The organism is Escherichia sp. KTE31, from assembly GCF_000407925.1.
Lineage (GTDB): Bacteria > Pseudomonadota > Gammaproteobacteria > Enterobacterales > Enterobacteriaceae > Escherichia > Escherichia ruysiae.
This window is the reverse complement of the sequence record NZ_KE136726.1, coordinates 64032-81291: the sequence shown is the minus strand read 5'-3', so window position 1 is coordinate 81291 and position 17260 is coordinate 64032. Positions and strand designations below refer to the sequence as shown.

The following is a 17260-nucleotide window of genomic DNA, read 5'->3' as shown; positions in this document are numbered from 1 at the left end:
AATGACTTTCTCGCCCTTCCAGGACGAGGGAGAGAACCATGCCTACACCGGCAACGTTTTCAACAATCCAAATGCCTCTTTCATCCGATCCTCGCTGACCACAAAGGCGCGAAGCTGGTCGGCATCATCAACGCCGCGCGCCACCATCCCCTGGCTTTCTGTATTAATCTGCCAGCGTAAATCCTGACGCTGGGTTTCGCCTGCCAGATGCAGCGGTAATTCCGGCGTTTTGATTTTCACCAACATCGCCGGTAGTTTCAGCGGCGTGTTATTGCCGAGAAGATTTTTTGCCAGCACCATCGCGCTAAGTTGAATCGGCTGGAGGAACGGCAGTACCTGACCGTTAATTTCTGCGCAATCGCCCAGCGCATAAATATCGGCATTACTGGTTTGCAGATAACTATCGACGCAAACGCCGCGATTAATCGTCAGCCCGGCGCGTCGTGCCAGGGCGGTTTCCGGGAGCAGTCCGGTTGCGGCAATTACCGCATCCACTTCGATGCTGCGTTGGCGATCCAGCGTTGCCCGAATGCCAGAATCCGTTTTTTCCAGCCCCTGCAACTGAGATTTCAACAGCAGATGAACGCCCATCTCCGTCAACCGATGCTGCAAGCGGCTGCTTACTTCCGGTGGCATTAACGATGCCAGAATACTGGCAGCGTTGTCGATTAGCGTGACCGCTTTGCCTGCACGACAAAAATCCATCGCCAGTTCGCTACCAATCAAACCACCGCCGACAATCAACACGCGTCGGGCATCCCGCAGTTGCGTTTCACAGGCGCGATACTCTTGCTGACTATTTAACGTCAGCATTAACTCACGCCCGGGCACTGGCGGGACAAAGGCGCTGGCACCGGTTGCCAGCACTAACTTGTCATATTGCCACTGATTATTCTGACTTTTCACCACATGGGCTTCGGCATCGATATCCGTCACCCAGGTGTGCGGAAACAGGCGCAGATTAAACTGCTCGGCAAATTCACCTGCCGTCTGGCGGGTAAGGTCGTCGGCACGTTGCCCCTGACTGATCACATGGCTGAGGTCAGGTTTGTTGTACTCATCCATGCTGTCGGCGGCAATCAGGGTTAACGGAATACTGGCGTCCTGTTTGCGAATATTTTTCACCAGTTGGCGGGCGGCGAAGCCCGAACCAATGATCACAATGCCGTTGCTCATTTTGCCTCCGATGCCAGTTCGTCAAAGACGTCTTTACCGAGGGAACATTCCGGGCACAGGAAGTTGTCCGGGACTTCACTCCACGGCGTTCCTGGTGCAACGTCCTGCATTGGCTCGCCTTTTGCCGGATCGTAAATCCACTGGCAGACGCTGCACTGCATCCGTGGGCCGAGGTCAGCCGTCGTGGTGGCACAGGTTTCTTCTTTAACCACCGTATTCATCGTGTTCTGCGGCAGCGGTGAAAGCGCCCACTGACGGGCAATTTCACGACCGTGTTCACGGCATAACTCCAGCGCGTCCTGGTCCGGTCGCCATTTGGCTTTCAGGCTAAGCGACATTTCGAAACCCGCATCCTGCAAGCGCGTGGAAAGACGATCCACCGCACCGCCGCTCCAGCCGTGAGAGCCGAAAGCACTGGCGCGTTTGTTACGAAAGCGCAATCCGGTCATCTCCTCCACCAGCCCGGCGATTTTCGGCATCATCACGTTATTCATCGTCGAAGTACCGACCAGCACACCTTTTGAGCGGAAGACATTGGTCAGGATTTCGTTTTTATCGCTACGGGCGACGTTGAAAATTTTCACCGCTACGCGCGGGTCGGTTTCCGCGATCCCCTGGGCGATAGCGTCAGCCATCATGCGGGTGTTATTCGACATGGTGTCGTAGAAAATGGTGATTCTGTCTTCCTGATAATCCGCCGCCCATTTCAGGTACAGCTCGACAATCTGCGTTGGGTTATCGCGCCACACCACACCGTGAGAGGTAGCAATCATATCGACCGGCAAGTTAAAGCCGAGGATCTCGGTGATTTTCGGTGTTACCAGGCGGCTGAACGGCGTCAGGATATTGGCGTAGTAACGCTGGCACTGCTCGAAAAGCTCGGTCTGATCCACTTCATCGTTGAACAGATGCTCGTCGCAGTAGTGCTGACCGAAAGCATCGTTACTGAACAGCACTGCGTCGCCCGTCAGGTAAGTCATCATGCTGTCCGGCCAGTGCAGCATTGGCGTTTCGACAAAAATGAGTTGCTTGCCGTTGCCGATATCCAGCGTGTCTCCGGTTTTCACCACGTTGAAATTCCACTCAGGATGATGGTGATGACCATTTATCGAATCGATCGCGTTTGCAGTGCAGTAGATCGGCGTATCCGGAATTTGCGCCATCAGTTCGGTCAGCGCCCCGGCGTGATCCTCTTCAGCATGGTTAATCACGATGTAATCAATATCCGCCAGATCGATTTCATTACGCAGGTTCTGTACAAATTCGCGGCTGAATTTATGGTCAACGGTGTCGATCAGCACGTTTTTTTCTTCGCGAATGAGGTAGCTGTTGTAGCTGCTGCCGCGCAGCGTTTTATATTCCGTGCCGTGAAAATCACGTACTTCCCAGTCACGTTGACCCACCCAATGAATGTTATTTTTCACCACAATAGACATAGCAACCTCAATTTATTCAGCGTGTTCTAAAAAGATGTCTTGTTAATTGCAGATTGCGTGCCAGCTTTTTATCTGATTGTTTTTACTATATAAATTTATTTGTGCTCATTAGTGAGTAGTCAAAATGACTATCAATAAAATGGTCGATATGACAATATCTATAGTCAAATTGACAGTGAGGCAAAGATGAGTTTTTCCGTTGATGTGCTGGCGAATATCGCCATCGAATTGCAGCGTGGGATTGGTCATCAGGATCGTTTTCAGCGCCTGATCACCACGCTGCGCCAGGTGCTGGAGTGCGATGCGTCTGCGTTGCTACGTTACGACTCGCGGCAGTTTATTCCGCTTGCCATCGACGGGCTGGCGAAGGATGTACTCGGTAGACGCTTTGCGCTGGAAGGTCATCCACGGCTGGAAGCGATTGCCCGCGCGGGGGACGTGGTGCGTTTTCCCGCAGACAGCGAATTGCCCGATCCCTATGACGGTTTGATCCCTGGGCAGGAGAGTCTGAAGGTTCACGCCTGCGTTGGTCTGCCGTTGTTTGCCGGACAAAACCTGATCGGCGCACTGACGCTCGACGGGATGCAGCCCGATCAGTTCGATGTTTTCAGCGATGAAGAGTTACGGCTGATTGCCGCGCTGGCGGCGGGAGCGTTAAGCAATGCGTTACTGATTGAACAACTGGAAAGCCAGAATATGCTGCCGGGCGATGCCGCGCCGTTTGAAGCGGTGAAACAGACGCAAATGATTGGCTTGTCCCCTGGCATGATGCAACTGAAAAAAGAGATTGAGATTGTGGCGGCCTCCGATCTCAACGTCCTGATCAGCGGTGAGACGGGAACCGGTAAGGAGCTGGTGGCGAAAGCGATTCATGAAGCCTCGCCACGTGCGGTGAATCCGCTGGTCTATCTCAACTGTGCCGCACTGCCGGAAAGTGTGGCGGAAAGTGAATTGTTCGGGCATGTGAAAGGAGCGTTTACTGGCGCTATCAGTAACCGCAGCGGGAAGTTTGAAATGGCGGATAATGGCACGCTGTTTCTCGATGAGATCGGCGAGCTGTCGTTGGCATTGCAGGCCAAGCTGCTGCGGGTGTTGCAGTATGGCGATATTCAGCGCGTTGGCGATGACCGCAGTTTGCGGGTCGATGTGCGCGTACTGGCGGCGACTAACCGCGACTTACGCGAAGAGGTGCTGGCAGGGCGATTCCGCGCCGATTTGTTCCATCGCCTGAGCGTGTTTCCGCTTTCGGTGCCGCCGCTGCGTGAGCGGGGCGATGACGTCATTCTGCTGGCGGGGTATTTCTGCGAGCAGTGCCGCCTGCGACTGGGGCTTTCTCGTGTGGTATTAAGCGTCGGAGCGCGGAATTTATTGCAACACTATGGTTTTCCGGGGAACGTGCGTGAACTGGAACATGCTATTCATCGCGCGGTGGTGCTGGCGAAAGCGACCCGCAGCGGCGATGAAGTGATTCTCGAGGCGCAACATTTTGCTTTTCCAGAAGTGGCGGTGCCGCCGCCAGAAGTGGCAGCGGTACCCGTTGTTAAGCAAAACCTGCGTGAAGCGACAGAAGCGTTCCAGCGTGAAACCATTCGCCAGGCGCTGGCACAAAATCATCACAACTGGGCCGCCAGCGCACGGATGCTGGAAACCGACGTCGCCAACCTGCATCGGCTGGCGAAACGTCTGGGGTTGAAGGATTAAATAATCCCGGCCTGATAGAAATCCTGCAGGTTAATCGCGCCGGTGAGTTTGCCGTTTTCATCCACCACCGGTGCGGCGGTGATTTTGCGCTTCATCAGGATTTCTTTGGCGTCGATGGCGCGACTTTGTGCCTGTAATGTGGTGCCGCCTGTCGTCATCGCTTCATTAACCGGCGTGGTGAGTGCGCCGCCGCCAACCAGCCAGCGACGTAAATCGCCGTCAGTAAAGACGCCTTGTACCTGTTGTTGAGCGTCACATACTGCCACCAGCCCCAGACCGGTGCGGCTGAGTTCCAGCATCGCGTCCATCACGCTGGCGGTTAACGCTACCTGCGGGATGGCGTCATCACGGCGCATCAGATGATGCACTTTGTTCAGCAAGCGAGCGCCCAGCGCGCCGGCAGGGTGGGAGCGGGCAAAATCTTCTTCATTAAATCCGCGTGCCTGCATGACCGCCATCGCCAGCGCGTCACCCATCATCAGGGTATTGACGGTGCTGGAGGTCGGCGCAAGGTGCATCGGACAGGCTTCGCGTTCTACGGAGATATCCAGCACCGCTTTTGCCGCCAGGCCCAGCGGTGACGTCGGTTTGCCGGTCATCGCCAGCAGCGCGATAGATTTGTCTTCCAGACGCGGAATAATCAGATCCAGTTCCTTCGCGCCACCGGAGTAAGAGATAAACAGCATCACATCGCGGCTTTCAATCATCCCCAGATCGCCGTGCAGTGCTTCTGCGGGATGGACAAAAAAAGCCGGTGTGCCGGTACTGGCAAGCGTTGCGGCGATTTTCTTACCAATGTGGCCCGATTTGCCAATTCCCGAAACCACCACTTTGCCTTCGCAGTGCAGGATGATATTGGCGGCGCGAACAAAATCATCGCCCAGACGTTCCGGTAAACGGCTTGCTTCCTGCAACTCCAGTATTAACGTCTGACGTCCCGCGTTCAGTAGTGCTTCACTCATTGCTCTCTCCGGTTATGATCACATCGATCCCTTTCTTTTCCAGCGCCTGACGAAACGCCGGATCGATACCTGCGTCGGTAATTAGCTTATCGACGCTTTCAAGACTGCAAACTACGTTGGGGCTTTTACGGCCAAACTTTGATGAGTCCGCCATCAAAATCACTTCGCGCGCGGCATTGCACATTGCCTTACTGACGGTATAAACCTCGTTGAACGTGGTTACGCCCGCATTGAGATCGATGCCGTCGGTGCCCATAAACAATTTGTCGAAGGTGAAATGTTCGAAGGCATTCTCTGCCAGCTGCCCGTGAAATGAGGCCGATTTTTTACGAAACGTTCCGCCTGGCATCAGGATGGTTTGTTCGTTATCCAGTTCGGATAGCGCGTTGACGATATGCAGGCTGTTGGTCATCACTGTGATGTTATTAAAGCGCGAGAGCAGGGGCACCATCTGCAATACGGTACTGCCAGCATCAAGAATGATCGAATCGCCATCATGAATAAAACTAACGGCAGCTTCTGCAATCAGCTCTTTCTTATGGGTGTTGATGAGCGTTTTATGATCGATAGGCGGATCGGATTCCTCTTTATTTAACACCACGCCGCCATAGGTTCGGATGACGGTTCCGGCATGTTCCAGAATCACCAGATCTTTGCGAATGGTGGTGCCTGTGGTGTCAAAGTATTGCGCCAATTCTTCAACCGAGCATTTCCCCTGCTTTTGCAGATACTCCAGAATGGCGGCCTGACGCTGACGAGGTTTCATGGGCGTGATTACCTGATTTAGGTTTCAAAATGATAACTTCGCAAGCTAGTAACATTCACAACGAAATTATCTACGTTTCAGTTTAAGCGCCAATGATAGAGCATTCTGTGATAGTGGATCATGGGGAAAGATCACATCGGGCTTTAAATCACCAGAATACATACCCTTAATTGCGGGAATTTTTTGTGGTCGGGCGAAAACGGTCAGTCCTTTCATAAACAAGGTGTCGGTGACGCGCTGCTGATCGTCCAGGGCGATGGCGACCACGACCCGTGGCTTAAAGCGCCCACTGGAACGGCCTACACCGACGCGCCCTTGCTGGCAGAGCGCGTCGAAGGCTCGATTAAAACGAGAAATTTGCCAGCCGCCTAAGGCCAGTTGCGCACACCAGGCGATAACGGCGACGGTGATGAGAGCTGATACCATAACTTTTCCTAAATGTGGGTACGGTTTTCCCCCTCACCCCAAAGAGGCGAGGGGATCGTCCGAACCCTTTTTGAACATTGTCATCAGTCTGAAATCCTAAAAGGATCTCCGCTGTTGATCAGAACATCACCTGACCACCGGTGACATTGATTGACTGTCCGGTGCAGTACGACGCTTTGGGACTGGCGTAGAACAGCAGCATATTCAGCACATCCTGATAATCGCAGCCGCGTTTGAGCGGTACTTTATCGATGTAATAGTGCTCGACTTCGTCCGGTTTGATACCCAGCTTGGTGGCGTATTGCGGCAACAGTGACTGGAACATCGGCGATTTCAGCAGGTTACCGAGCATCAGCGAATGCACCGTAATGCCATACTCTGCCAGATCCAGCGCCAGTGATTGAGTCAGCCCTACGCCACCAAATTTCGCGGCGCTGTAGCCAGAGTTATGTTTACTGCCCACCTTGCCGGATTTCGAGTTGATCTGAATAATGCGTCCCTGAATGCCGTCGCGGATCATCAAACGCGAAAATTCACGCGCGCACAGGAAATAGCCCACCAGATTCACCTGTAGCGAACGGTCAAAATCGCCGAGCTGGAAATCGCTGATAAACGCTGCTTTTGCAATTCCGGCGCTGTAGACCAGTAAATCGACGCGACCAAAGATTTCATCTATCCCACGAGAGAGCGCCAGAACGCTCTGCTCGCTGGTGGCGTCAGCACCAAAACCGTACGCCGTTCCCTCACCATATTCGGCGTTAATTTCTTGCGCCACATTTGCGGCTTTGTCGCTCTGAATATCGACAACTGCCACACGATACCCCTCGGCAGCCAGACCATGGCACAGGAACGCGCCCAGAGTTTGCCCACCACCGATGACAACGGCAACCTGATTCATTTTTTTTACTCCTTAACAGATTCAAACTTCAAAACCGATCCCGGCGCGATATCGTCGGGTACAGGGCCTGCCACATGGACAGTGCCCGGAAATTCCGCTTCGCTTAAACCATCGAAGCGCAGGGTGACATGACCCAGTTCGCGAAGATTGTTCTCCGCCACGCTGCCAACGGCGGTCACCGGATAGCGATGCTGCCCGAGAGAAAATTGCAAACCGGGATGGAGTTCTCCTTTCAATTCGCCGTGGCAATGGATGAAGCAATACTCTTCGAGATCCGCAGGTGCACCTTCACGAAAGGTGATGAGCATCTGGTCGCTGAAGGCGTCAGTGGCGCTCGCGCCGATACGGGTGATGGTGGTCTGATAAATAACGGTCATGTTTCAGCCTCTATTGATAGATAAAACCGGAGACAAACCAGGCGATCAGTACAGTTGGTGCGCCGGTCAAAAAGCGGCTCACCAGTACAGAAGGGACGCCGACGCGAACCGTGTCCTGACGGGCTTCCGCCAGCGATAAACCGACCGGGATAAAGTCGCAGGCCGCCTGCGCGTTGATGGCAAACAGCGCCGGTAAAGCCAGATGCGGCGGAATATTGCCGAGACCAATCTGCACACCAATCAATACGCCGATAACCTGCGCAATAACGGCGCCTGGGCCGAGGAAAGGCGAAAGCAGCGGGAAGGAGCAGATGAGCGCCAGCATTACCAGCCCCAGTGGATGGCTCGCCAGCGGAGCAAGACCGTGGGCAATCCAGTCGCCAAGGCCGGAAGCCATAATGATGCCGATGAGCGCCGAGACGAACGCCATAAACGGCAGAATGGTTTTTAATACGGTGTCGATAGTGTCGCGCCCGGACTGAAACAGCACGGCAACGGCAGACCCCATGCCCATTCCCACCTTCGCCAGTAAACCATCGCTTTGTTCGGTGATTTTCTTGCTGGCATCGTAGTCACGGCCTACGGAAGAGGGTTGCGGAGTTTCAGCGCCGACCACAGTAATATTTTCTTCTTTCACGCCAGAGACATAAATATCTTCCACGATGTACTGCGCCAGCGGACCGGACTTGCCCGTCGAGTGGATATTAATGGTGGGAATACGCCGTTTTGGATAGATGCCGCAGCGCAGTGTGCCGCCGCAGTCGATTACTGCAACGCCGATTTCCGCTTCCGCTGGTTCACCTTCTTTAAAGCCGTCGATAGCCTGCCAGCCAGTAAGTTGTGCCAGTTTGTCGACAATTGCTGGCCGGGTTCCGGCGGTGATATAGACGATTTTTTTACCTGGCGTGGCTTCCAGTTCAAGTGAGCCACCCCAGCCACCAGTGCCTTTTTCGATCTGAATACGCGTCATGATGTTGCTCCTGCCAGGTGAACTTTCTGTTCAAGTTGAATGCCCATCTTTCTCTCGAAAATGGCGGTGGTCAGGTCGGTCACCCAGCCACGGAAGAAGTTCGTAACCAGACCAACCAGCAGGTAGCTCACTGCCAGTGGGCCAAGTGGCAGATTCAGCGTCGTCAGACCGCTGGCAATTCCCAGATAAACAAACAGTTCGCCGGGGTTGATATGAGGGAAGAGACCGTTCATTGAGTGGCAGCTATAAGAAGCCGCCGCGTAATAGCTGGGTTTGAACTTTTCCGGCATAAAACGCCCCAGACTTAAGGTCATCGGGTTACAAAAAACAAACGTGCCAATACACGGTAATAGCAGGTAACGGGAAACAGGATTGCCGGCGCAACGTTGAGCAAATCGTTCAATGCGGTGCTGCCCGATAAAATTAATCAGCGCGTTCATGATTACCAGCAGGCTTATCAACAGCGGAAGAATGCCGGTCACCATCCCGGTAAACACCTCTCCACCTTTCTGGAACAGCCCGATGAACCACTCTGCGCCATGAGTAATGGTTTCTATCATTGTTCTCTCCTTTGAAATTTATTGTTTTATTACCAAACGGCAACACAATCTAATCAGAATGAAAGATTTAAAAGTGTTATTTTGATCGCAAAATGAAAGATAAATATTTTAATTTGAAAGTTTGGTTGAAAGGATGGTGAGGAAGGTGATTTGTGTTATGTAAAGTCCGTATTGGGCAGTGACTACCGCTTCCTTGTGCGGGGCGGGATGCTTTACCATACTTGCCCCTGGTTGAATCTGTTAAATGGACTCCTCATGTTCAAGCGTCGTTATGTAACATTGCTTCCCCTTTTTGTGTTGCTTGCCGCCTGTAGCAGCAAGCCAAAACCTACTGAGACTGAAACGACCACCGGAACGCCGTCCGGCGGCTTCCTGCTTGAGCCGCAGCACAATGTGATGCAGATGGGCGGTGACTTTGCTAACAACCCGAATGCGCAGCAGTTCATCGACAAAATGGTGAAAAAACACGGCTTCAATCGTCAGCAGTTGCAGGAAATCCTCTCCCAGGCGAAACGTCTGGATTCGGTACTGCGGCTGATGGATAACCAGGCACCAACCACATCGGTGAAGCCGCCATCTGGCCCGAACGGCGCATGGCTGCGTTATCGCAAAAAATTTATTACTCCGGATAACGTGCAGAACGGCGTGGTTTTCTGGAACCAGTATGAAGATGCGCTGAATCGCGCGTGGCAGGTGTATGGCGTACCGCCGGAAATTATCGTCGGGATTATCGGCGTTGAAACCCGCTGGGGACGCGTGATGGGTAAAACTCGCATCCTCGATGCGTTGGCGACGCTGTCATTTAACTACCCGCGCCGCGCGGAGTATTTCTCTGGTGAACTGGAAACCTTCCTGCTAATGGCGCGCGATGAGCAGGACGATCCGCTCAATCTGAAAGGTTCCTTTGCCGGTGCAATGGGCTACGGTCAGTTTATGCCGTCGTCTTACAAACAATACGCAGTGGATTTCAGCGGCGACGGGCATATCAACCTGTGGGACCCGGTTGATGCCATTGGCAGCGTGGCGAACTATTTCAAAGCGCATGGCTGGGTGAAAGGCGATCAGGTCGCTGTAATGGCAAATGGTCAGGCTCCGGGGTTGCCAAATGGCTTCAAAACCAAGTACAGCATTTCACAACTTGCAGCGGCAGGGCTGACGCCACAGCAGCCACTGGGCAATCATCAGCAGGCCAGCTTGCTGCGTCTGGATGTCGGGACGGGGTATCAGTACTGGTACGGTTTGCCGAACTTCTACACTATTACCCGTTACAACCACAGCACTCACTACGCAATGGCGGTCTGGCAGTTAGGACAAGCCGTGGCGCTGGCGCGCGTACAGTAACTATTTGCAAGAGGGAGGTTAAACCTCCCTCTGCTATCTTACTGTTTATTCGAAAGAGATTGCTGACGTAATTGTTTGATTTTCTTAGACAGCGACACGGTATATCCCAGGCAGACAACGCCTAACGCAGCCTGACCAAAATCGAAAGGTTCAAGATAGCCGGAAGATAAAATCTTACATACCACTGCAATCAGGGCGCTGACGCCGCCAATGGTGACCCACATACGCATTTGCGTGGTCTGTTTGAGTACGTTTTGTGGGGTGTTATCCGTTTTCTTTGTTGCCATTACTTTTCTCTCCCTGTGAATACATATCAATGCGAACGCGGCATGGTAGCCTTTTTTCTTTACTGGTTGGTCGTAACAGTCTTATTTCGGAATGCGACTCGTAAAATGAATCGCTCGTCCCCATCTTTTACGGGAAAGTGCTATCTTGTCCGGCATAAATATCTGACTGACAGAGGTTGTGATGACTGACAGTGAACTGATGCAATTAAGCGAGCAGGTAGGGCAGGCGCTGAAAGCCCGTGGCGCAATCGTAACAACCGCTGAGTCTTGTACCGGCGGCTGGGTAGCGAAAGTTATTACCGATATTGCTGGCAGTTCCGCCTGGTTTGAACGCGGATTTGTCACCTACAGTAACGAAGCCAAATCGCAGATGATCGGCGTGCGAGATGAGACGCTGGTGCAGCATGGCGCGGTGAGTGAACCCGTCGTGGTGGAAATGGCGATTGGCGCCCTGAAAGCGGCTCGTGCCGATTATGCCGTTTCTATCAGCGGTATCGCCGGGCCGGATGGCGGCAGCGAAGAGAAGCCAGTTGGCACTGTCTGGTTTGCTTTTGCTTCAGCCAGCGGCGAAGGTATTACCCGCCGGGAATGCTTCAGCGGTGACCGTGATGCCGTGCGTCGGAAGGCGACGGCTTATGCATTGCAGACGTTGTGGCAACAATTTCTACAAAACACTTGATACTGTATGAGCATACAGTATAATTGCTTCAACAGAATATATTGACTATCCGGTAATACCCGGCATGACAGGAGTAAAAATGGCTATCGACGAAAACAAACAGAAAGCGTTGGCGGCAGCACTGGGCCAGATTGAGAAACAATTTGGTAAAGGCTCCATCATGCGCCTGGGTGAAGACCGTTCTATGGATGTGGAAACCATCTCTACCGGTTCGCTTTCACTGGATATCGCGCTCGGGGCAGGCGGTCTGCCGATGGGGCGTATTGTCGAAATCTACGGACCGGAATCTTCCGGTAAAACGACACTGACGCTGCAGGTTATTGCCGCTGCGCAGCGCGAAGGTAAAACCTGTGCGTTTATCGATGCTGAACACGCGCTGGACCCGGTCTACGCACGTAAACTGGGTGTCGATATCGATAACCTGTTGTGCTCTCAGCCGGACACCGGCGAGCAGGCACTGGAAATCTGTGACGCCCTGGCGCGTTCTGGCGCCGTAGACGTTATCGTCGTTGACTCCGTTGCGGCACTGACGCCGAAAGCGGAAATCGAAGGCGAAATCGGCGACTCTCATATGGGCCTTGCGGCACGTATGATGAGCCAGGCGATGCGTAAGCTGGCGGGTAACCTGAAACAGTCCAACACGCTGCTGATCTTCATCAACCAGATCCGTATGAAAATTGGTGTGATGTTCGGTAACCCGGAAACCACAACCGGTGGTAACGCGCTGAAATTCTACGCCTCTGTTCGTCTTGATATCCGTCGTATCGGCGCGGTGAAAGAGGGCGAAAACGTGGTGGGTAGCGAAACCCGCGTGAAAGTGGTGAAGAACAAAATCGCTGCGCCATTTAAACAGGCTGAATTCCAGATCCTCTACGGCGAAGGTATTAACTTCTACGGCGAGCTGGTTGACCTGGGCGTGAAAGAGAAGCTGATCGAGAAAGCGGGTGCATGGTACAGCTACAAAGGCGAGAAAATCGGCCAGGGTAAAGCGAATGCAACAGCCTGGCTGAAAGACAACCCGGAAACCGCGAAAGAGATCGAGAAGAAAGTTCGTGAGCTGCTGCTGAGCAACCCGAACTCAACGCCGGATTTCTCTGTAGATGACAGCGAAGGCGTAGCAGAAACTAACGAAGATTTTTAATCGTTAGTTATGATAATAGATAATGTGTGCACGGACGGTTCCCTCGCCCCTTTGGGGAGAGGGTGAGGGGAACAGGCCAGCACTGGCGTGAAAAATTACTCTCACCTCGATCCTCTGAGTGACAGGGCCTGCGGGGAAATCCTGCCACTCATTGACTATTAAACCTGTTTGTCAGCAAAACCTGGGTCGCATTTGCGACCCTTTTGCTTTTTAAGTTTTAAGGATATGCCATGACAGAATCAACATCCCGTCGTCCGGCATATGCTCGCCTGTTGGATCGTGCGGTACGCATTCTGGCGGTACGCGATCACAGCGAGCAAGAATTGCGACGTAAACTCGCAGCACCGATTATGGGCAAAAATGGCCCGGAAGAGATTGATGCCACGGCAGAGGATTATGAACGTGTTATTGCCTGGTGCCATGAACATGGCTATCTCGATGACAGCCGATTTGTTGCGCGCTTTATCGCCAGCCGTAGCCGTAAAGGTTATGGACCAGCGCGTATTCGTCAGGAACTGAACCAGAAAGGTATCTCCCGAGAGGCCACAGAAAAAGCGATGCGTGAATGTGACATCGACTGGTGCGAACTGGCGCGCGATCAGGCTACGCGAAAATATGGCGAACCACTGCCAACAGTCTTTTCAGAAAAAGTTAAGATCCAGCGTTTTCTGCTCTATCGTGGCTATCTGATGGAAGATATCCAGGAGATTTGGCGAAATTTTGCCGACTGAACGCATACGGTATTTTACTTCCCAGTCAAGAAAACTTATCTTATTCCCACTTTTCAGTTACCAGCCCAGCGGTTATTAACTTGCTGCTGCTGGTGGCGATATTTCGTTAGCTTGATTTCAGGATAATTATGAGCAAGAGCACCGCTGAGATCCGTCAGGCGTTTCTCGACTTTTTCCATAGTAAGGGACATCAGGTAGTTGCCAGCAGCTCCCTGGTTCCCCATAACGACCCAACTTTGTTGTTTACCAACGCCGGGATGAACCAGTTCAAGGATGTGTTCCTTGGGCTCGACAAGCGTAATTATTCCCGCGCTACTACCTCCCAACGCTGCGTGCGTGCGGGGGGTAAACACAACGACCTGGAAAACGTCGGTTACACCGCGCGTCACCATACCTTCTTCGAGATGCTGGGCAACTTCAGCTTCGGCGACTATTTCAAACACGATGCCATTCAGTTTGCATGGGAATTACTGACCAGCGAAAAATGGTTTGCTCTGCCGAAAGAGCGTCTGTGGGTTACCGTCTATGAAAGCGACGACGAAGCCTACGAAATCTGGGAAAAAGAAGTTGGTATCCCGCGCGAACGTATTATTCGCATCGGTGATAACAAAGGTGCGCCATACGCGTCTGATAACTTCTGGCAGATGGGTGACACTGGTCCGTGCGGCCCGTGTACTGAAATTTTCTACGATCATGGTGACCACATCTGGGGTGGCCCTCCGGGAAGCCCGGAAGAAGACGGCGACCGGTACATTGAGATCTGGAACATCGTCTTCATGCAGTTCAACCGTCAGGCTGATGGCACGATGGAACCGCTGCCGAAGCCGTCTGTAGATACCGGTATGGGTCTGGAGCGTATTGCTGCGGTACTGCAACACGTTAACTCTAACTATGACATCGACCTGTTCCGCACGCTGATCCAGGCGGTAGCAAAAGTCACTGGCGCGACCGATCTAAGCAATAAATCGCTGCGCGTAATCGCTGACCACATTCGTTCTTGTGCGTTCCTGATAGCGGATGGCGTAATGCCGTCCAACGAAAACCGTGGTTATGTACTGCGTCGTATCATTCGTCGCGCGGTGCGTCACGGCAATATGCTGGGTGCGAAAGAAACCTTCTTCTACAAGCTGGTGGGGCCACTGATCGAGGTCATGGGCTCTGCGGGTGAAGACCTGAAACGCCAACAGGCTCAGGTTGAGCAGGTGCTGAAAACTGAAGAAGAGCAGTTTGCGCGTACTCTGGAGCGCGGTCTGGCGCTACTGGATGAAGAGCTGGCGAAACTTTCTGGCGATACGCTGGATGGCGAAACCGCTTTCCGTTTGTACGACACTTACGGCTTCCCGGTTGATCTGACGGCTGACGTTTGTCGTGAGCGCAACATCAAAGTTGACGAAGCTGGCTTTGAAGCAGCAATGGAAGAGCAGCGTCGTCGTGCGCGCGAAGCCAGCGGCTTTGGTGCTGATTACAACGCAATGATCCGTGTTGACAGTGCATCTGAATTTAAAGGCTATGACCATCTGGAACTGAACGGCAAAGTGACCGCGCTGTTTGTTGATGGTAAAGCGGTTGATGCCATCAATGCAGGCCAGGAAGCGGTAGTCGTGCTGGATCAAACGCCATTCTATGCAGAATCTGGCGGTCAGGTTGGCGATAAAGGCGAACTGAAAGGCGCAAACTTCTCCTTTGCGGTAGAAGATACGCAGAAATACGGCCAGGCGATTGGCCACATCGGTAAACTTGCTGCGGGTTCTCTGAAAGTGGGCGACGCGGTGCAGGCCGATGTTGATGAAGCGCGCCGTGCTCGTATTCGTCTGAATCACTCCGCAACGCACTTGATGCATGCTGCGCTGCGCCAGATTCTGGGTACTCATGTATCGCAGAAAGGTTCTCTGGTTAACGACAAAGTGCTGCGTTTCGACTTCTCACATAATGAAGCGATGAAACCAGAGGAAATTCGTGCCGTTGAGGATCTGGTGAACGCACAAATTCGTCGTAACTTGCCGATTGAAACCAACATCATGGATCTCGAGGCTGCGAAAGCGAAAGGCGCGATGGCGCTATTTGGCGAGAAGTATGATGAACGTGTACGTGTACTGAGCATGGGCGATTTCTCCACAGAGCTGTGTGGCGGTACTCACGCCAGCCGCACCGGTGATATCGGTCTGTTCCGTATTATCTCTGAATCGGGTACTGCTGCGGGCGTTCGTCGTATCGAAGCTGTAACCGGAGAAGGTGCTATTGCCACCGTTCATGCAGACAGCGATCGCTTAAGCGAAGTTGCGCATCTGCTGAAAGGCGATAGCAATAATCTGGCTGATAAAGTTCGTTCAGTACTGGAACGTACGCGTCAGTTGGAAAAAGAGCTACAACAGCTTAAAGAACAGGCTGCCGCGCAGGAGAGTGCAAATCTTTCCAGTAAGGCAATTGATGTTAATGGTGTTAAGCTGTTGGTTAGCGAGCTTAACGGTGTTGAGCCGAAGATGTTGCGTACCATGGTTGACGATTTAAAAAATCAGCTGGGGTCGACAATTATCGTGCTGGCAACGATAGCCGAAGGTAAGGTTTCTCTGATTGCAGGCGTATCTAAGGACGTCACAGATCGTGTGAAAGCAGGGGAACTGATTGGTATGGTCGCTCAGCAGGTGGGCGGCAAGGGTGGTGGACGTCCTGACATGGCGCAAGCCGGTGGTACGGATGCTGCGGCCTTACCTGCAGCGTTAGCCAGTGTGAAAGGCTGGGTCAGCGCGAAATTGCAATAATATTAGCGTCAGGCAATGCCGTGGACTTGTTCCACGGCATTCGCATCAACGCTATCGACAACGATAAAGTCAGGTTGAAGTTGTGTATATCGGCTAAACTTAGGTTTAACAGAATGTAATGCCATGACTGCTTACATGTAATGTGTTTGTCATTGCTTACTTTTTGGCGTTATATGATGGATAATGCCGGGATACAGAGAGACCCGACTCTTTTAATCTTTCAAGGAGCAAAGAATGCTGATTCTGACTCGTCGAGTTGGTGAGACCCTCATGATTGGGGATGAGGTCACCGTGACAGTTTTAGGGGTAAAGGGCAACCAGGTACGTATTGGCGTAAATGCCCCGAAGGAAGTTTCTGTTCACCGTGAAGAGATCTACCAGCGTATCCAGGCTGAAAAATCCCAGCAGTCCAGTTACTAATCTTTCCGCGTCTCATCTTTAACGGTGAGACGCACCCTCAAAATCTCTCCTTCACTTCATTTTCTTTTCGCATTACTCCCGTTCATTCAACGTTAACATCCATTTTTCTGCATCACGCCTGCCTGTCATAGGCCATTTTTTCTGTTGATAAAACACTCTTTTTGACGTTTTTACAGTCTAATTGAGCGTGAAGTGTGCAAACGATAAAAGTGTGGGAAAAATTGTTTGACTTATAAGTCTCAGAAAGTAATATGTGCGCCACGCAGCGACGATGAGCGATAAACAAGTTCTTCGAAGCACTCGTAAGAGGCGTGTGGTGAGGTGGCCGAGAGGCTGAAGGCGCTCCCCTGCTAAGGGAGTATGCGGTCAAAAGCTGCATCCGGGGTTCGAATCCCCGCCTCACCGCCATTTGCATCCGTAGCTCAGCTGGATAGAGTACTCGGCTACGAACCGAGCGGTCGGAGGTTCGAATCCTCCCGGATGCACCATCTCTTACTTGATATGGCTTTAGTAGCGGTATCAAAAAATCTGCAGTAAAGTAAGTTTCCCGATGCATCCGTAGCTCAGCTGGATAGAGTACTCGGCTACGAACCGAGCGGTCGGAGGTTCGAATCCTCCCGGATGCACCAT

17 protein-coding genes and 3 tRNA genes are annotated in these 17260 nt (G+C 52.5%); 10 read left to right on the top strand and 10 right to left on the bottom strand.

The window, feature by feature from the left end; translation table 11 throughout:
- Window positions 1–42 precede the first annotated feature (42 nt).
- Window positions 43–1176, bottom strand: a complete 1134-nt coding sequence (norW, locus tag WES_RS05120) for an NADH:flavorubredoxin reductase NorW (RefSeq protein WP_000064714.1) — start codon at window positions 1174–1176, stop codon at window positions 43–45.
- Window positions 1173–2612: an anaerobic nitric oxide reductase flavorubredoxin gene (gene norV / locus WES_RS05125; RefSeq protein WP_016159598.1), complete on the bottom strand. Its 1440-nt coding sequence runs from the start codon at window positions 2610–2612 to the stop codon at window positions 1173–1175. Before norV ends, norW begins: the two co-directional genes overlap by 4 nt.
- A gap of 186 nt (window positions 2613–2798) precedes the next feature.
- On the opposite strand from norV, the gene norR reads away from it, so the two are divergent.
- The gene (gene norR, locus WES_RS05130) at window positions 2799–4313 is read left to right on the top strand and encodes a nitric oxide reductase transcriptional regulator NorR (protein WP_016159597.1); all 1515 of its coding nucleotides are present in this window, start codon (window positions 2799–2801) and stop codon (window positions 4311–4313) included.
- On the opposite strand, the gene gutQ is transcribed toward norR, so the two are convergent.
- From gutQ to srlA, 7 genes are all read right to left on the bottom strand, one after another.
- A complete protein-coding gene (gene gutQ / locus WES_RS05135; RefSeq protein WP_016159596.1) occupies window positions 4310–5275 on the bottom strand; it encodes an arabinose-5-phosphate isomerase GutQ in 966 nt (321 codons plus the stop codon). The genes norR and gutQ overlap by 4 nt on opposite strands.
- On the bottom strand, window positions 5268–6041 hold the full coding sequence (gene srlR, locus WES_RS05140; protein WP_000804552.1) for a glucitol operon DNA-binding transcriptional repressor SrlR: 774 nt from the start codon (window positions 6039–6041) through the stop codon (window positions 5268–5270). Before srlR ends, gutQ begins: the two co-directional genes overlap by 8 nt.
- Window positions 6042–6107: 66 nt before the next feature.
- Complete coding sequence (gene gutM, locus WES_RS05145) at window positions 6108–6467, bottom strand: transcriptional regulator GutM (RefSeq protein WP_000252898.1); 360 nt, start codon at window positions 6465–6467, stop codon at window positions 6108–6110.
- Between the two features lie 118 nt (window positions 6468–6585).
- A complete protein-coding gene (gene srlD, locus WES_RS05150) occupies window positions 6586–7365 on the bottom strand; it encodes a sorbitol-6-phosphate dehydrogenase (protein ID WP_001077345.1) in 780 nt (259 codons plus the stop codon).
- Window positions 7366–7370: 5 nt separating this feature from the next.
- A complete protein-coding gene (gene srlB / locus WES_RS05155; RefSeq protein ID WP_000216197.1) occupies window positions 7371–7742 on the bottom strand; it encodes a PTS glucitol/sorbitol transporter subunit IIA in 372 nt (123 codons plus the stop codon).
- Window positions 7743–7752: 10 nt separating this feature from the next.
- On the bottom strand, window positions 7753–8712 hold the full coding sequence (gene srlE, locus WES_RS05160) for a PTS glucitol/sorbitol transporter subunit IIB (RefSeq protein WP_016159595.1): 960 nt from the start codon (window positions 8710–8712) through the stop codon (window positions 7753–7755).
- Entirely contained in the window at window positions 8709–9272 is a 564-nt protein-coding gene (srlA, locus tag WES_RS05165; RefSeq protein ID WP_000573315.1) for a PTS glucitol/sorbitol transporter subunit IIC, read from the bottom strand. Before srlA ends, srlE begins: the two co-directional genes overlap by 4 nt.
- 255 nt (window positions 9273–9527) lie before the next feature.
- Here srlA and mltB point away from each other — a divergent pair, with 255 nt between their 5' ends.
- Window positions 9528–10613 (top strand): lytic murein transglycosylase B, encoded by a 1086-nt coding sequence (gene mltB, locus WES_RS05170; protein WP_000476834.1) that lies wholly within the window; start codon window positions 9528–9530, stop codon window positions 10611–10613.
- Between the two features lie 38 nt (window positions 10614–10651).
- Here the strand turns inward: mltB and WES_RS05175 are convergent, their stop codons facing one another.
- Entirely contained in the window at window positions 10652–10900 is a 249-nt protein-coding gene (locus WES_RS05175; RefSeq protein WP_000201678.1) for a hypothetical protein, read from the bottom strand.
- 181 nt (window positions 10901–11081) lie between these two features.
- Here WES_RS05175 and pncC point away from each other — a divergent pair, with 181 nt between their 5' ends.
- From pncC to WES_RS05215, 8 genes are all read left to right on the top strand, one after another.
- Complete coding sequence (gene pncC, locus WES_RS05180) at window positions 11082–11579, top strand: nicotinamide-nucleotide amidase (RefSeq protein WP_010353997.1); 498 nt, start codon at window positions 11082–11084, stop codon at window positions 11577–11579.
- A 79-nt stretch (window positions 11580–11658) separates the two neighbouring features.
- Entirely contained in the window at window positions 11659–12720 is a 1062-nt protein-coding gene (gene recA, locus WES_RS05185) for a recombinase RecA (RefSeq protein ID WP_000963153.1), read from the top strand.
- A gap of 230 nt (window positions 12721–12950) precedes the next feature.
- Entirely contained in the window at window positions 12951–13451 is a 501-nt protein-coding gene (gene recX, locus WES_RS05190) for a recombination regulator RecX (protein WP_000140512.1), read from the top strand.
- A gap of 128 nt (window positions 13452–13579) precedes the next feature.
- Window positions 13580–16210, top strand: a complete 2631-nt coding sequence (gene alaS / locus WES_RS05195; RefSeq protein WP_016159593.1) for an alanine--tRNA ligase — start codon at window positions 13580–13582, stop codon at window positions 16208–16210.
- A gap of 234 nt (window positions 16211–16444) precedes the next feature.
- Window positions 16445–16630, top strand: a complete 186-nt coding sequence (gene csrA, locus WES_RS05200) for a carbon storage regulator CsrA (RefSeq protein ID WP_000906486.1) — start codon at window positions 16445–16447, stop codon at window positions 16628–16630.
- A 315-nt stretch (window positions 16631–16945) separates the two neighbouring features.
- Window positions 16946–17038: transfer RNA gene (locus WES_RS05205), tRNA-Ser, on the top strand.
- Between the two features lie 3 nt (window positions 17039–17041).
- Window positions 17042–17118, top strand: a tRNA-Arg gene (locus WES_RS05210).
- A 64-nt stretch (window positions 17119–17182) separates the two neighbouring features.
- Window positions 17183–17259 (top strand) — tRNA-Arg (locus WES_RS05215).
- The last annotated feature ends 1 nt before the right edge of the window (window position 17260 follow it).

Excerpts from the sequence above, each read along its gene's own strand:
- norW (WP_000064714.1), bottom strand. The coding sequence starts at position 1,176 with ATGAGCAACGGCATTGTGATCATTGGTTCGGGCTTCGCCGCCCGCCAA.
- norV (WP_016159598.1), bottom strand. The coding sequence starts at position 2,612 with ATGTCTATTGTGGTGAAAAATAACATTCATTGGGTGGGTCAACGTGAC.
- norR (WP_016159597.1), top strand. The coding sequence starts at position 2,799 with ATGAGTTTTTCCGTTGATGTGCTGGCGAATATCGCCATCGAATTGCAG.
- gutQ (WP_016159596.1), bottom strand. The coding sequence starts at position 5,275 with ATGAGTGAAGCACTACTGAACGCGGGACGTCAGACGTTAATACTGGAG.
- srlR (WP_000804552.1), bottom strand. The coding sequence starts at position 6,041 with ATGAAACCTCGTCAGCGTCAGGCCGCCATTCTGGAGTATCTGCAAAAG.
- gutM (WP_000252898.1), bottom strand. The coding sequence starts at position 6,467 with ATGGTATCAGCTCTCATCACCGTCGCCGTTATCGCCTGGTGTGCGCAA.
- srlD (WP_001077345.1), bottom strand. The coding sequence starts at position 7,365 with ATGAATCAGGTTGCCGTTGTCATCGGTGGTGGGCAAACTCTGGGCGCG.
- srlB (WP_000216197.1), bottom strand. The coding sequence starts at position 7,742 with ATGACCGTTATTTATCAGACCACCATCACCCGTATCGGCGCGAGCGCC.
- srlE (WP_016159595.1), bottom strand. The coding sequence starts at position 8,712 with ATGACGCGTATTCAGATCGAAAAAGGCACTGGTGGCTGGGGTGGCTCA.
- srlA (WP_000573315.1), bottom strand. The coding sequence starts at position 9,272 with ATGATAGAAACCATTACTCATGGCGCAGAGTGGTTCATCGGGCTGTTC.
- mltB (WP_000476834.1), top strand. The coding sequence starts at position 9,528 with ATGTTCAAGCGTCGTTATGTAACATTGCTTCCCCTTTTTGTGTTGCTT.
- WES_RS05175 (WP_000201678.1), bottom strand. The coding sequence starts at position 10,900 with ATGGCAACAAAGAAAACGGATAACACCCCACAAAACGTACTCAAACAG.
- pncC (WP_010353997.1), top strand. The coding sequence starts at position 11,082 with ATGACTGACAGTGAACTGATGCAATTAAGCGAGCAGGTAGGGCAGGCG.
- recA (WP_000963153.1), top strand. The coding sequence starts at position 11,659 with ATGGCTATCGACGAAAACAAACAGAAAGCGTTGGCGGCAGCACTGGGC.
- recX (WP_000140512.1), top strand. The coding sequence starts at position 12,951 with ATGACAGAATCAACATCCCGTCGTCCGGCATATGCTCGCCTGTTGGAT.
- alaS (WP_016159593.1), top strand. The coding sequence starts at position 13,580 with ATGAGCAAGAGCACCGCTGAGATCCGTCAGGCGTTTCTCGACTTTTTC.
- csrA (WP_000906486.1), top strand. The coding sequence starts at position 16,445 with ATGCTGATTCTGACTCGTCGAGTTGGTGAGACCCTCATGATTGGGGAT.